Annotated in this window: 15 protein-coding genes; 5 read left to right on the forward strand and 10 right to left on the reverse strand. The window is 58.9% G+C overall.

Annotation, left to right across the window (positions count from 1 at the left end; all coding sequences use genetic code 11):
- The first annotated feature begins 68 nt into the window (after window positions 1-68).
- Both AC3I0A_RS19965 and AC3I0A_RS19970 read left to right on the forward strand, forming a co-directional pair.
- Window positions 69-536: an RNA methyltransferase gene (locus AC3I0A_RS19965; RefSeq protein WP_489374074.1), complete on the forward strand. Its 468-nt coding sequence runs from the start codon at window positions 69-71 to the stop codon at window positions 534-536.
- A gap of 92 nt (window positions 537-628) precedes the next feature.
- The gene (locus AC3I0A_RS19970) at window positions 629-1,006 is read left to right on the forward strand and encodes a YgaP family membrane protein (RefSeq protein ID WP_489374075.1); all 378 of its coding nucleotides are present in this window, start codon (window positions 629-631) and stop codon (window positions 1,004-1,006) included.
- A gap of 313 nt (window positions 1,007-1,319) precedes the next feature.
- Here the strand turns inward: AC3I0A_RS19970 and AC3I0A_RS19975 are convergent, their stop codons facing one another.
- Both AC3I0A_RS19975 and AC3I0A_RS19980 read right to left on the reverse strand, forming a co-directional pair.
- Complete coding sequence (locus tag AC3I0A_RS19975) at window positions 1,320-2,558, reverse strand: hypothetical protein (RefSeq protein ID WP_489374077.1); 1,239 nt, start codon at window positions 2,556-2,558, stop codon at window positions 1,320-1,322.
- 47 nt (window positions 2,559-2,605) lie between these two features.
- On the reverse strand, window positions 2,606-3,055 hold the full coding sequence (locus tag AC3I0A_RS19980) for a YcgN family cysteine cluster protein (RefSeq protein ID WP_419115042.1): 450 nt from the start codon (window positions 3,053-3,055) through the stop codon (window positions 2,606-2,608).
- A 224-nt stretch (window positions 3,056-3,279) separates the two neighbouring features.
- Here AC3I0A_RS19980 and AC3I0A_RS19985 point away from each other — a divergent pair, with 224 nt between their 5' ends.
- A complete protein-coding gene (locus tag AC3I0A_RS19985) occupies window positions 3,280-3,873 on the forward strand; it encodes a nitroreductase family protein (protein ID WP_489374079.1) in 594 nt (197 codons plus the stop codon).
- A gap of 125 nt (window positions 3,874-3,998) precedes the next feature.
- Here AC3I0A_RS19985 and AC3I0A_RS19990 read toward each other — a convergent pair whose 3' ends face one another.
- The 7 genes from AC3I0A_RS19990 to AC3I0A_RS20020 form a co-directional block, all read right to left on the reverse strand.
- On the reverse strand, window positions 3,999-4,931 hold the full coding sequence (locus tag AC3I0A_RS19990) for a D-2-hydroxyacid dehydrogenase (RefSeq protein ID WP_489374081.1): 933 nt from the start codon (window positions 4,929-4,931) through the stop codon (window positions 3,999-4,001).
- A gap of 115 nt (window positions 4,932-5,046) precedes the next feature.
- The gene (locus tag AC3I0A_RS19995) at window positions 5,047-5,340 is read right to left on the reverse strand and encodes a YcgL domain-containing protein (RefSeq protein WP_489374082.1); all 294 of its coding nucleotides are present in this window, start codon (window positions 5,338-5,340) and stop codon (window positions 5,047-5,049) included.
- Window positions 5,337-6,470 carry a ribonuclease D gene (gene rnd / locus AC3I0A_RS20000; protein ID WP_489374084.1) on the reverse strand — a complete coding sequence of 378 codons (1,134 nt, stop codon included), beginning with the start codon at window positions 6,468-6,470 and terminating at the stop codon, window positions 5,337-5,339. Before rnd ends, AC3I0A_RS19995 begins: the two co-directional genes overlap by 4 nt.
- Before the next feature lie 123 nt (window positions 6,471-6,593).
- Entirely contained in the window at window positions 6,594-7,280 is a 687-nt protein-coding gene (locus AC3I0A_RS20005; RefSeq protein WP_489374086.1) for a class I SAM-dependent methyltransferase, read from the reverse strand.
- Between the two features lie 84 nt (window positions 7,281-7,364).
- Window positions 7,365-9,014: a phosphoethanolamine transferase gene (locus AC3I0A_RS20010; protein ID WP_489374087.1), complete on the reverse strand. Its 1,650-nt coding sequence runs from the start codon at window positions 9,012-9,014 to the stop codon at window positions 7,365-7,367.
- A gap of 171 nt (window positions 9,015-9,185) precedes the next feature.
- Window positions 9,186-10,568: a glutamine synthetase family protein gene (locus AC3I0A_RS20015; RefSeq protein WP_489374088.1), complete on the reverse strand. Its 1,383-nt coding sequence runs from the start codon at window positions 10,566-10,568 to the stop codon at window positions 9,186-9,188.
- 261 nt (window positions 10,569-10,829) lie between these two features.
- Entirely contained in the window at window positions 10,830-11,000 is a 171-nt protein-coding gene (locus AC3I0A_RS20020; protein WP_489374090.1) for a hypothetical protein, read from the reverse strand.
- A gap of 153 nt (window positions 11,001-11,153) precedes the next feature.
- Here AC3I0A_RS20020 and AC3I0A_RS20025 point away from each other — a divergent pair, with 153 nt between their 5' ends.
- Window positions 11,154-12,179, forward strand: coding sequence for an AbrB family transcriptional regulator (locus AC3I0A_RS20025; RefSeq protein WP_489374091.1), 1,026 nt, complete (start codon window positions 11,154-11,156; stop codon window positions 12,177-12,179).
- 223 nt (window positions 12,180-12,402) lie between these two features.
- Window positions 12,403-13,185 (forward strand): transporter substrate-binding domain-containing protein, encoded by a 783-nt coding sequence (locus AC3I0A_RS20030; protein ID WP_489374092.1) that lies wholly within the window; start codon window positions 12,403-12,405, stop codon window positions 13,183-13,185.
- Window positions 13,186-13,228: 43 nt separating this feature from the next.
- On the opposite strand, the gene cynR is transcribed toward AC3I0A_RS20030, so the two are convergent.
- On the reverse strand, window positions 13,229-14,110 hold the full coding sequence (gene cynR / locus AC3I0A_RS20035) for a transcriptional regulator CynR (protein ID WP_489374094.1): 882 nt from the start codon (window positions 14,108-14,110) through the stop codon (window positions 13,229-13,231).
- Between the last annotated feature and the right edge of the window lie 12 nt (window positions 14,111-14,122).

Consider the following 14,122-nt stretch of genomic DNA (forward strand, 5'->3'; position numbering starts at 1 on the left):
ATCTTCAAACTGACCGCCCTTCGAGCAATCCCCGTATAATCGCGGTTTTTCTCGAAGGCACCCGGCTCGTGGCAAACAAACGGTACAGCTGCATTGGTTTGTATAACCCCAAATCACCGGAGAACGTCGGTTCGGTGATGCGCGCCGCTGGCTGTTATGGCGTGGCGTCGGTGTTCTACACCGGCAAGCGGTATGAACGCGCCCGCGACTTCGTCACCGATACCAAGAAGGTCCATCAGGACATTCCGCTGATCGGCATCGAAGACCTGAAAAAAATCCTCCCGCTGGGTTGCATCCCGGTCGCTGTCGAACTGGTCGAAGGCGCTCGCTCGCTGCCGGAGTACACCCACCCGGATCGCGCGTTATACATCTTTGGTCCGGAAGACGGCTCGCTGGATCAAGACATCCGCGACTGGTGCGAAGACGTGGTGTACATCCCGACCACCGGCTGCATGAACCTCGCTGCCACCGTCAACGTGGTGCTTTACGACCGCATGGCCAAAGGCAATAACACTCGCTCGGGTCCGAAGTTCTGATCTGGCAATGAAAGCGGCAATGAACATTTGATGGAACAAGCCGCCCGCTTCGGCAGTCAGCTTTATATCAATCACCCTTCTGGAGACAGATCATGAGCGAGCGCAAAATCGTCGAGCGCATCGAGTCCACCCCATTCCAGACTCAATCAACACAGAACGTCCAGGGCTGGGAACGCATTGGCTCGCTGGCCGGTGGCGTGCTGATGATGGGCAAAGGTCTGCGCCGTGGCGGTATTTTCGGTCTGATTCAGGTGGCGATTGGCGGCGTGGCCCTGGCCCGCGGCATCACCGGCCACAGCTCGGCGAAGGACCTGCTGGAAAAAAGCCGTCGGGACATGACTGACGCGCGTTCGAAAATCGAACGGACCGGGGAAGAGTTGAGCCGTTTGAAGGCCAATGCCGATGCGGCGACCCGCACCGCGACGGTGACCGGCAATGAGTCGCTGAAATCGCCTGAAGCCGGGGTTTGATGGAAGTGGCGCTGATCACAGGATCGTGATCTGACTGAAGCACGATGGTGATTCTCAGGACGCCTTCGCGGGCAAGCCCGCTCCCACAGGAGTCGAGTGGTTCACACATAATAGTGATCCAACTCAGATCCACTGTGGGAGGATGGTGGTCTGACTGAAGCACTATGGTGATTCTCAGGACGCCTTCGCGGGCAAGCTGCTCCCACAGGAGTCGAGTGGTTCACACATAATAGTGATCCAACTCAGATCCACTGTGGGAGCGGGCTTGCCCGCGAATGATTCGGGCCGCGTTCGGACGCAGCAGTCACGACAATTACTGCAACAACTCGCTATCCAGCACCTTCGACGACTCGCCAAGAACGCTTTCACTCAACTGCACAAACTCTTTGGTGCTGACGCTACCCAGGCGCATCACCGCACGCATCACATCATCCAGTGACCGCTTGTTGCGGGTTTTCAGACGTATTTCCCGGTCCAGTTCCTGCAACAGCAGCACCGCCCTGGCTACCGCCGGCCCACTGATTTGTTCGCCCCGCAGGGTAGCCACGTTGTGGCTGTCCCTGGCCAGTCGGGTCTCCAGGCTCTGATAACGCTCGTCACTCATGCCGCCAGCCCGGCGCATCAGTTCGATTGCGTAGTACTCGGCAAAACCTTCGCTGATCCAGTCGCTGCGTTGACTGTCGTTGATCCGGCCAAATACCTGCACCAACTCGCGCACCAAGGGGCTGGTGCCGCTTTCGCTGACCAGCGGTATGCGGCTGTGCAGATAGATAGAATCCCGCCCGGCCAGGCTACCGCGCCACATCGGGTCGGCGGCACCGACGATCAGCAGTTTGCTCGGGTGACGTGGGAATACCGCCTGCACTTGCGGCCAAACGAAGGTCAGCAGTGTCAGCACGTCCATGCGGCGCATGCCCTGCCCTTGCGGCGAGGCGACCGTGACTTGGGTTTCTCCCAGACGAGTGCGGCGACTGCCCAAGGTGCCCGCGAGCATCCAGCCGGTCGGCCGGTCGAACAAACGTGAGGGGTTGTCGACCCGAAAGCGCTGCTTGCCGATACGCGGCCAGGCGGTCTCGACGCTTTTCCAGCCAGTCGGCAATTCGAACTCCAGACGCGACACCAGCTCGATGCCGTCCTGCTGATCCAGTCGGGCGGCGGGCACCAGTTCTTCGCCGCGCAGCAGCGCCCAATTCGGGGTCATGCGGGTTTCGAAAGTGCCCTTCTTGCGGGCATGGCTGATGCGCACACGGTAGGTGAGGCTGGACTTGCCGCTGGCAGGACGCCAGATACCGCGCTGGCCTTCGGCAGTTTGGGGCGCAGTGGATTGCCACTGACCATCGGCCTTGAAATCGCTGTAATCACCTTGATTGCCCAGATCGAAGTCCAGACTGCGTACCGCAGCGCCCTCGGCCAGTGTCAGCCGCACTTCGGCCTGGTCGCTCTGCGGCAACAGGTGTACGTGGTAATCCAGATCGACTTTCTTCGCCGCCCAGAGTGGCGAACTCAGCGCCAACAGCAGAAAAGCCAACGGCAGCCTTGAGCACGCAGCCATACACACTCCCTCGTGGATCAACGTTCAAACGCTAAACCGGTGCGCTCTTAACCAGCACGGAAGATCAGGTGATCTTCCCAATCTTCTTCAGCCACGCTGCCTTCAGCGAGCATGCGCCCGGATTGGGAAATCCGCTCGTGGTGCACCGCATCGCGATCACCGCAGACCAGATGGTGCCAGAGCGGCAAGTCCTTGCCCTCGCTGACCAGACGATAGCCACAGGTCGGTGGCAGCCATTTGAACTGGTCAGCCTTGCCCGGCGTGAGCTGGATGCAATCGGGCACCGAGTCGCGACGATTGGTGTAATCGGTGCACTGGCAGGTTTTCAGGTCCAGCAGTTTGCAGGCGATTCGCGTGTAATAGACGCTGTTGTCTTCTTCGTCCTCAAGCTTTTGCAGGCAGCACAAACCACAGCCATCGCACAACGACTCCCACTCCTCTTGATCGAGTTGTTCGAGGGTTTTGCGTATCCAGAAAGGTTCGACTTTGGCGGCCATGGTTCAAGCATCGTTATCAGGCAGTGAAAAGGCCGCCAGTCTAGTGTGCAAGGACTCTGGGGCCAAGCGCTTGCGACTGCCGGTAGAACAGGACTTGTCAGTTCCTGCGCCGCAAAGTAGCTTTGCCAGTCGCAAGGAGCCCAACCTAATGCCATTAACGCTCAACCGCGTTGCATCAGGTGAACTGACACGGCTCATACTCAAACGTAGCAAGGAATCTCTTGATGAGTGCTAACCCCCGCATCGCCGACTATGCCATCCACCCTCAGTTCACCGATCGCTGGTCTCCCCGCGCCTTCACCGGCGAAAGCATCCCGCAAGAAACCCTGCTGAGTTTTTTCGAAGCCGCGCGCTGGGCGCCATCGGCCTACAACTCGCAGCCTTGGCGCTTTCTCTACGCGCGTCGGGATACGCCAAACTGGGAGCGCTACCTGGGTCTGTTGAATGAATTCAACCGCAGCTGGGCACAACACGCCTCGGCGCTGGTGATCGTGATTTCGAAAACCACCTTCACCATCCCAGGTGCCGAAGAAGAAACGCCAGCACTGTGGCACACCTTCGACACCGGCTCGGCCTGGGGCCATCTGGCGCTGCAAGCCAGCATCAGCGGCTGGCACACCCACGGCATGGCCGGTTTCGATCAGGAGCTGACCCGCAAGGAGTTGAACATTCCTGAAGACTACGCACTGCACGCCGCCGTGGCGATCGGCAAGCTGGGAGACAAAGCGAGCCTGGCCGAATACCTGCAAGCCCGCGAAACCCCAAGCCCGCGTCGCCCGCTGGACGAGACAGCTGCTGAGGGTGATTTCAGCCTTTAAGCCACACTGCAAAACCAACTGTGGGAGCGAGCTTGCTCGCGATGGCGGCGTGACAGTCAACAGTGATGCTGAATGTGATGGCCCCATCGCGAGCAAGCTCGCTCCCACAGTTGATCACCGCGACTTCAATACCCGCGATTGAAATCCACTTCCCCGCGCAACGCTGTATCGGCCTGATACGCCCGCAAGTTTTCGACAAACAACTGCACCATCATCGACGGTGAAGTCGGCGCCGAACTGTGGCCGGTCAGCAACAAGCCCCAGGCGGTCCAGAACGGATGACGTTGCGGCAACGGCTCCTGACGGCAGACGTCGATCACCGCCCCCGCCAGATGCCCTTCCTTCAACGCTTCGACCAGATCCGCATCGACCACTGCCACACCGCGTCCGACGTTGATGAACAACCCGGTCGGCTTGAATTTCTTGAACAGCGCCGCGTCGTACAGGTCATGGGTATTCGGGGTGTTGGGCAGCAGATTGACCACGTAATCGACCTCTCCTACCAGACGACCCAAATCTTCCAGCCCGGCTACTTCGATAAACGGCGCCAGCTCACGCGCTTCGCTGGCGATGCCGTACAACTCGACACCGAACGGCAGCAGGAACTGCGCCACGCTGCGGCCGATATCACCGGTGCCGACGATCAACACCTTGCGCCCGGCCAGGCTCTGGCCCTTGCGGTCGTCCCACTTGCGCTCGACCTGGCTGACCAGCCGCGCCAGCACTTCGCGCTCGTGGCCGAGCATGTAGGTCAGCACATACTCGGCCATGGCCTGGCCGAAAATACCCACCGCCCGGGTCAGGCGGTAATGCCGAGGCAAACCTTCGGCGAGCAACGGCGTGATTCCGGCCCAGGTCGATTGCAACCACTGCGGTTCGTGACCCTGACGCAGCAGGGTCGCCAGCAGGTCCGGTGAGCCGAGCCAGATCGGGCAATTCGCGGCAAAGCTTGCCAGTTCAGCGGAGTCGCCGCTGGTGAGCACTTCCAGGTCAGGCGCAGCCTGACGCAACAATTGGGCGTAAAGAGCGTGGTCGTGTTCAGCAATCAGAACGCGCATGGTTCAAACCTTTCAAAAACAGTGCAGCGGGTCGTCGACGGGGGTTGCCCACCGTTAACGTCCTACGCCGGATTATTCAGTTTCATGTGTAAGGCAGGGCTCCCAGCCCCATCCGTCACATCGGATCATTGCGCCGTAGCAGTTCTTCGGGCAAATGCTCGATGTACTCGTCTTCGGCCGGTGGCATTTGCAGGTGGTAGCCCTGTTTTTCAAGGTTCTCCAGCACCACCGTGATGTCTTCGCGCGACAATTTGCGTTCGGGGCTCAGCACCAGGTCGAAGGCGTGATGGGGCTTGCCGAAGGCGACCAGCAACGGTTCCGGAACGCGCTCCAGTGCATCGCTTTTGAGCACATAGAGGTACATCCCGTCTTTCTTCAGGCTTCGGTAGATGGAACAAATACGTTTCAAGGCTGTTCTCCGGCGGTGGCCAGGCTGTCGAGCAGTGCCTGGCCCATCAATTCGCGGCGCCAGCCACGCAGCGAATCAGGCAATTGGTAAGGACCCTCGGGGAAGCCGCTTTTGACCAGGGCTTCCAGGGTTTTCTTGCGCAGCATTAATTCGGGTGCCATTTCCAGGCGTTCCGCTTGCGCCTGACCGAGCGCCCGCAGACGCTTGATCAGCGCCGCAGCCTCGACCGGCAATGGCTCAGGCACGGCGGGTGGCCATTGATCAGGCGATACACTGCCAGCCTGCTTGATCAGATCAAGCAAAAACTCGCCGTCCTGACGCACGGTACGCGGGTGCATGTCTTCGATTTTTGCCAGCGCCGCGAGGTTGTCCGGCTGAGTCCGGGCCAAGGGCCACAACGCGTGTTCACGGACAATCCGGTTGCGCGGAAGGTCGCGAGCGCGGGCTTCACGCTCACGCCAGGCACAGAGCTCACGCAACACCGCCAACTGAGCGCGGGAAAGTTTCCAGGCCAGTTTGGCCTCGCGATAGACCTCATACGGGTCGACTTCGCGGCGCAGGTTGGCCACCAGCTCGGCGCCGTCTTCCAGTACCCAGGCGTACTTGTCGTCAGACAGTTTCGCACGCAAACGGATGTAAACCTCAGCCAGATGCAGCGCATCTTCGGCGGCGTAGCTGATTTGGGTCTCGGACAGCGGGCGTTGCAGCCAGTCCGAACGCGTCTCGCCCTTGGGCAGATCGATGCCCAGCACTTCCTGGACCAGGCGCGAGTAGCCCATGGAGAAGCCCAGGTTCAGGTAGGCGGCGGCCAATTGCGTATCGAACAGCGACGCCGGCAGGCTGCCGGTCAGGCGCAGTAATACTTCCAGGTCTTCGCTGCAGGCGTGTACGACCTTGATCACCGCTGGATTTTCCAGCAATGCGGCCAGCGGCTGCCAATTGTCGATGGTCAAAGGGTCAATCAGGTAAGCGCGTACGCCATCGCCAATCTGCAGAAGCCCGGCGATCGGATAAAAAGTGTCGACCCGCATGAATTCGGTGTCGAGGGCAACGAATGGCAGCTGCTGCCACTCGGCGCAAAACTGACCGAGGCTATCGTTGTCGCGAATCCAGTGAATATCGATGGCCACACGGCTCTCCCTTGAAGAATGGCGCGCAGTATATATCGCCCCCGGCAATTGCGAGCATCCAGTGCACAAGAGCCTGAGCGAAAATACCTGCCGGATTACCCAGAATAGCCCCACAGATCATGACTAACTGCCTTTACGCAGTACATAGACCCGCGACAGAGCGCATCCGGGCATGAAGTCTTGAGCATGGAGAATCTCGAAACCCGCTTGCCGGAACTCGCCCTCGACCTGGGTTTTGCCGACCAACTGGTGTTTGGCAACACCCGCCGACGCCCCTTGTTCAGCGCCCTGCCCCTCGCGGCACCGAACGTTGAAGCCGCCGTCGACCCGCACCGAAACAATCACCGCGTCGCGGCTGACTCGGTGAAATTCACGCAACAGGATCAGTCGATGGTCACTGCAGACAATGTGCCGAAACAACCGCATACAGAAAATGCAGTCCACCGCATTAGCCGACAAACCAATGGTAAACGCTGAGCTCTGGAAGGTTTTGACCCGTTTCAGCAAATCCGCCGAGTGATGGGTCTGGGCATGCTCGAGCATGTCCTGTGAATTGTCCGTCGCCAGGATGACCCGGTTGGCATGCTCGGCCAGCACCGGCCAGAAACGCCCGGAACCGCACGCCACGTCAAGCACCAGCCCGGGCTCGCCCGCCTCCTTGAGGGCGTGACGCACCAACTGCTCATCTCGCCACAGCGAAAGTCGCCGGGCCAATCCGGTCGGCCGTGTCTCCAGGCAAACTCGAGTGTGCTCCTGGTCGTAACGCCTGGCGAACTCAAGCTCGATGGCGGATGGGGACTGCGATGACATGACGCGCTGACTCTTATGAAGGGATCTACTGGCGACAGGTTAATGGCTGGCACGTGAAAAAAAGGTCGAACGCCCGTGAAGATCTCACTGGGTCGCCAGCACTCCGTCGATCACAGCGCCCCGGCAACCGGCAAACATGTCCAGGCTGGCGTTGTAGACACTGCTGTTGACTTCCAGCAGGCCGAGCATCGAATGAAACAGGTTGTCCTGACTCAGAGGTTTTTCGCGACTCAGTTGCAGGCAATGGGTGTCCACCGAGAAAGCCTTCTGATAACTGTCCGAGAACCAGGCCAGCATCGCCACATGCTTCTGTTGCTCCGGCGCCAGCATATAAGGCGTGCCATGCAGGTACAGGTTGTACTCACCCAGCGACTCACCGTGATCCGACAGATAAAGCATTGCGGTATCGACCTTATCCTGATTGCTGCGCAGCAAGTCGATCAGCGTCGACAACACGTGATCGGTATAGACCAGGGTATTGTCGTAACCATTGATGATACTTTCGCGACTGCAATTGTTCAGCGCGTTGCTTTCACAGACCGGGGTAAAGTGCTCGTACTCTTTGGGATAACGCTTGAAGTAATCGGGTCCGTGACTGCCCATCTGGTGCAGCACCAGCACGGTATCCTTATCAAGGTTGTCGATGAAGTGCTGCAGACCCTGCAGCAGGATCTCATCGCGGCACTCGCTATCGGCGCACAATGCCGGGTCCTTGAGGTTACTCACATCGTCGATCGTGACCCGATCGCAGGTGCCTTTGCAGCCTGACTGGTTATCCCGCCAGATCACTTCCAGCCCGGCGCGCTTAAGTACATCCAGCAGGCCTTCTTCATTTTTCGCCTTACTGGCGTTGTAATCCTTGCGGCCCATATCAGAGAACATGCACGGTACCGACACCGCGGTTTCGGTGCCGCAGGAATGCACTTCGGTAAAGGCAATCAGGCCGGCTTCTTTATTCAGTTTCGGTGTGGTGTCGCGGTCATAACCCAGAATGCCGAAGTTCTCCGCCCGGGCACTCTCACCCACCACCAGAACCGTTAGGGACTTGCGGCCATGGGTCTGCCAGAGCGGGCTTTTCTGCGCGTCTTCACCGATCTTGACGAATGGCTGTCGGGCGGACATCAGTTGCTCACGCAGATAGCCGACCGAAGCACCCATGTAATTGCTCGGCACTATCATCAAGCGCAATTCGTGGTGATTGCGAAACAATGAAGACAAGCCTTGATAGTTGACCAGGGCCACCACACCAATCACGCCTGCCGAGACGACACCCACCAGCACCTTACTTAGTACTTCGCGATGCCAGCGACGATAATTAATCGGGGTTCTCCACAACAGCCACGACGGCAGCACACCCAGGAAAACCACATAAGCCAGCCACTTCAGCGAGAGTAAGTCGCGCACTTCAGTGGCATTGGTTTCGGCGAAGTTACGCAGCATTCCGGCGTCAATCAAAACCCCGTACTGCGCCATGAAGTAAGCAACGCCGGCACTGATTAAAAACATCAATACCAGCACTGGCTTGAGGACATAACGAAAGGCCAGCAGCGTCAATACGATATTGAACGCGCACACCACCATCAGCGCAAACGCCACACGCATGGCAATGCCTTGTCCGTCGGACGAGGTAATGTCAAACAGGTGTTGCCAGAGAGTAAAATTGAAGCCAAATAATAAAAAGGCGCTGGCAATCAGCGTCACCCACTCCGGGCGCATGGCTTTAATAGTCCACATGACGGTCTGCTTGATCCTTGAAAGAAGTGCCGTCAGGAAGTAATAAAAATATTCACTCCCCACGACAGCACAAACTTTAAGCAGCCAACCATCAATATTTCGTGAAAAAGAAGCCAACAAAAAGTTGAGCTATGGCAAATTGCCAAAACTTTTTCTCAGGCTCTCGACGCTTCAGGCCTGGTGCAAATACCAGCGCCAGTCCTGCTCACCCACTTCGCCCATGAACTGACGGTACTCGGCACGCTTCACCGCCAGATAAACCCCAAGAAACCCGACCCCGAACGCGTCCCGAGCCCAGGACGAACCCTCCAGCGCGCGCAAGGTAGTCAGCCAGTCCGTAGGCAACAGCTCTTTGGCTTGGGCGTAACCATTCCCTTCAACCGGCGCGCCAGGATCGCGCTGCTCGCGAATACCCCGATGAATGCCCGCCAGAATCGCTGCCGCCGCCAGATACGGGTTGGCATCGGCACCGCAGATACGGTGCTCGATATGCCGGGAAAATGCCGGGCCGCCAGGCACTCGCAGGCTTACCGTGCGATTGTCCACACCCCAGGTGGCGGCCAGCGGCGCGTAACTATTGGTCTGGAAACGCCGGTAGGAGTTGGCGTTCGGACAGAACATCAGCAATGAATCAAGCAAGGTACTGAGCATGCCACCGACCGCCTGCCTGAGCAGCGGCGTACCGTCGGGCGCTTCGCTGGCGAAGAGGTTATTGCCGTCCTTGTCCGCCAGACTGACGTGCATGTGCATGCCGGTGCCAGCCAGGTCATCGAAGGGCTTGGCCATAAAGCAGGCCGTCATCCCGTGCTTGTGCGCCACGCCTTTGACCAGGCGTTTGTAGCGCACCGCCTCATCCATCGCCTGCAAGGCATCAGTGCGATGTTCGAGAGTGATCTCCACCTGCCCCGGCGCGTACTCGGAAATCGCCGTGCGTGCCGGAATACCCTGGAGTTTGCAGGCGTTGTAGAGGTCGGCGAGAAACGGCTCGATCTGCTCCAGCTCACGCAAGCCATACACCTGCGTTGCCAGCGGCCGACCGCCATCCACATCCCGAGCCGGTTGTGGCCGACCGTTGCTGTCGCGCTGGCGATCGAGCAGATAAAACTCCAGCTCCGCCGCCATCACCGGATAGTAACCATCAGCCTTGAGCCCATCGATCACCTTGGCCAACAGGTGCCTGGGATCGGCCACCGTCGCCGGCATCCCCTCCTGCGGGTGCATGCTGACTTGCACTGCTGCAGTAGGGATCTGCCGCCACGGCATACGCTGCAAACTGCCACTGAGCGGATAGGCCCGGCAGTCGATATCGCCGACTTCCCAGACCAGCCCGGAGTTTTCCACATCGTCGCCATTGATGGTCAACCCGAGGATGGTACTCGGCAGCGGCCGGCCGCTTTCGTACACCGCCAGCAGCTCATCGCGATGCAGCAACTTGCCCCGTGGCACACCGTTGTTGTCGAGGATGAACAACTCGAACATCTCGATATCCGGGTTGTGCTCAAGAAAAGTCAGGGCTTCTTGCTTCGAGGCAAAGGGGGTCGTGGCAAAACTCATGGGAACTCTCGTATTTGTGCGTCAGGCGAACGCACAGGCGCCGCCGGTTCGATCCACTCTACCGCGCAGGGCGAAGTGCGATCCATATGAAGACGTAACGGGAAATGTAGGTATCCGGTGGGCGCGCGTGGCGACAGTGCCACAGCGCCCAGAAGGCCAGTTCGGAAGGGAGTGCAGAGAAGTTGGGCGCGGTGGCAGGCGTGAATCGACGACGAAGGCTCGACGCGCTGGCGCCAGGCGAAGCCTCGTGTTTGATTCCGATCAGCCAAGCGCCCATAGAAAAAACCGCAGCAAACAGATGCCGAGCAGCGTCACACGGGCAGATGAGTCGTTAAATGTGGATTTGACGAAGTTTGGTTGTGGGTTGGCTAAACATTCGTTTTCGGCGTAGGAAATTTCTTTGAGAAGCAAAGAATATTGATACAGGCTCATCGGAAAACTCCGACCTTCATACTTATCGCTTAAAGCGATAATCAAGAGCGACTTAAGACCGATGAAAATTACGAGGTTATTAAGATCCATGCCCTGCAGATGCAGGCGGAAATCATATACAAGAATCTTCGCGCATTAGGCGCTTGAGAAAACATGAAAACCTTATTGTGTTTGCTAATTGCCACCGGGGTCGGTACCGCGCTGCAGTATGCCGGTGTCCCCCACGGCCTGTTGCTTGGCTCGATACTCGCGACCGCGGTGATCGTCAGCAACTGGCGTTTCTCTCCCACGCTGCGCTTCGGCCTTGGCTACGTGCAAATCGTGCTGGGGATCGCTACCGGCCTGATGTTCGAGTCGTGGGACAGCCAGACGGTGGCCGCCATGTTGCCCAGCCTAGGCTTCCTGCTGCTGTGCCTGACGGCTCAGATCGCCGTAGCCGGTTTCTGGCTGCTCAGAGTCTCGGGATGGAACCTGAAGGACTCCCTGTTGGCGGTCTACCCGGGCGCACTCGCCGCGGTGTTCGATTTGCTGGAGTCCGAACGTGCGTCCAGCAAGGTGATCGTCGTGCATCTGGTCCGACTTCTGTCGATCACCGTTCTGGTCAGTTTTTGCATTCCCGGGCATACAGACGTGGCGCTTGGCGAGAGCAGCCCGCTGGTCATGAGCACGCTACTGACACTGCTGTCGCTGATCGTCCTGTGCATTTTGCTCGGCCGCTTGTTGTTGGGCGTCGGCGTCCCTGCACCGTTCATGCTCACAGCGATCGTCGCCACCGGCGTCTATATCAAGATGGGCTATCTCCAGGCATTCCACATGCCGCAATGGAGTGTCGATTGCGCCGCAGTCATCCTCGGTGTACTGATTGGATCGAAATTCAAGGAAATCACCTTGGTGGAGCTTGTTCGCCACGGACGGGCCGGGCTGATTTCCGTAGCACTGATGCTGCTGATCGCAGCGGCGTTTGCCGGGATGGCCGGGCGGGTCCTGGGCAACGATCCCTTGTCGTTGTGGATGGCGTATATGCCTGGCGCCATCGAGACCATCGCCATCGTCGCGTTCAGTGGCGGGCTGAACGTTGTGTTCATCCTGTCTCATCATCTGGTGCGGATGGTCGTGTTGCACTTTGCGCCAGCCTTGATCGTTCAGGCGCGTCGCTGGCGCGAAAATGATCTCAACTGACCAACTCCATAAGAAAAACTGCAGACAACAGATGCCAGGTGCCAGGTGCGTTACACGACCGGATAAGCTGTCAAATCCGGAATTGAAATACCTTGGTTGCAGGTTGGCTAAACATTCGCACCCAGCCTAGGATTACCGGCCAGGTGCTTGCCCAGCGCTGAATCGCAGCAAGTAATGCCCCCGTCCTCTTCATCCCTCGGCAGCCCTCAAGGATCGAACCCCCATGAAAATACGCCTCTTGCTCTGCTCGCTACTCACCCTCAGTTCCCAGGTGTTTGCCCTTGACGGCCCTTCACACCTGGACCAGGTAATCGAACGCGGGCACATGACTGTCTGCACCACCGGCGACTACAAGCCCTATACCTATCTGCGCGCAGACGGCAGCTACGAGGGGATCGACATCGCCATGGCCCAGTCCCTGGCGCAAAGCCTGGGGGTCGAGGTGAAGTGGGTGAAAACCAGCTGGAAAACCCTGATGCCGGACTTTCTGGCGAACAAATGTGACATCGCGGTAGGCGGCATTTCGGTCTCCCTGGAACGACAGAAGAAAGCCTTCTTCAGCGAAACCCTGGGCGTCGACGGGAAAATCCCTCTGGTGCGTTGCGCCGACAAGCACCGTTATCAAAACATCGAGCAGATCAACCAGCCCTCCGTGCGCCTGATCGAGCCACCGGGGGGCACCAACGAAATCTTCGCCCGTGCCCACCTGCCCAAGGCCGCGCTGACGCTGTTCCCGGACAACGTGACGATCTTCGAGCAGTTGCTGGAGAACAAGGCCGACGTGATGATCACCGACGCTTCCGAAGCCCGCTTCCAGCAGAAGCTCAAGCCAGGTCTGTGCGCGGTCAATCCGGAACGTTACCTGCAGTACAGCGAAAAGGCCTTCCTGCTGCCGCGCGACGATGTGGCCTGGAAAAGCTACGTCGATCAGTGGCTGCACCTGAGCAAGGCCACCGGTTTCTATGACGGCGTGGTCAGTCAGTGGCTGGCAGCGCCGACATCCTGATCACTGACAGTCCTTCGCCCCCGTCGCAGGTCAGCGAGAACGGCTAAACATTCCCCCGCTGTTCAACCAACTCGACAAACGCCCCACACGCGGCACTTCGGTAAGCACCCTTGCGACTGAGCAGCACCACGGTGCGTTGCAGCAACTCGGGATCAAGTGCCAGCGATTGCAATCCCGTCTGCTCGCGGGCAACGGATTGCGGGAGGATGGTTGCCAGTTGGCTGTGGCGCACGATTTCGATAATTGCGCTGATGGAGTTGGCTTCGATTGCAATGCGTGGCGCGATGTTTTGCTCGCGGCAGTAGCGGTCGATGTGCTGGCGGGTGGCGAAGTCGCTGCTGAGCAGGACCAGCGTCTGCTCGCCCAGTTCGTGCGCAGTCAACGACTGTTGTCCGATAAAACCTGGATGGGCAGCACTCACCACCAGGCTCAGGGTTTCGGCGAACAGCGCCTGGGGTTCGATATCGGCCAGGTGCTCACCGCCAAAACCGATGCCGATATCCAGCTGGTCCTCTGCCAGAGCCGCTTCTATACGGTCCTGAGTCATTTCCTCGACGCTCAGGGTGATCGCCGGGTAAAGGCTGTTGAAGCGGGTAAGCAACGGGCCGATCAGATAGGTGGTGAAGGTCGGGGTCATCGCCAGACGCAACGCCCCCCGGCTCAGATCCTGCACGTCATGCATCGCCTGCTTGGCCGCCTGCAGATCCTGCAAGGCCTGCCGCGCATAACGCACATAGGCCTCTCCGGCGTCGGTCAGGCGCACGCAACGCCCCGAACGGTCGAACAACGGCGCACCGAGGGAGTCCTCCAGTTGCTTGATCTGCTGTGACAGCGTCGGTTGAGACACATGCAGTGCTTCGGCGGCTCGGGTGAAGTTGCGATGTTCGGCAACCGCGAGCAGGTAACGTATATGACGTAACAACATGGTCGTTCAACT

The organism is Pseudomonas sp. KH_024_B2 (assembly GCF_057839965.1).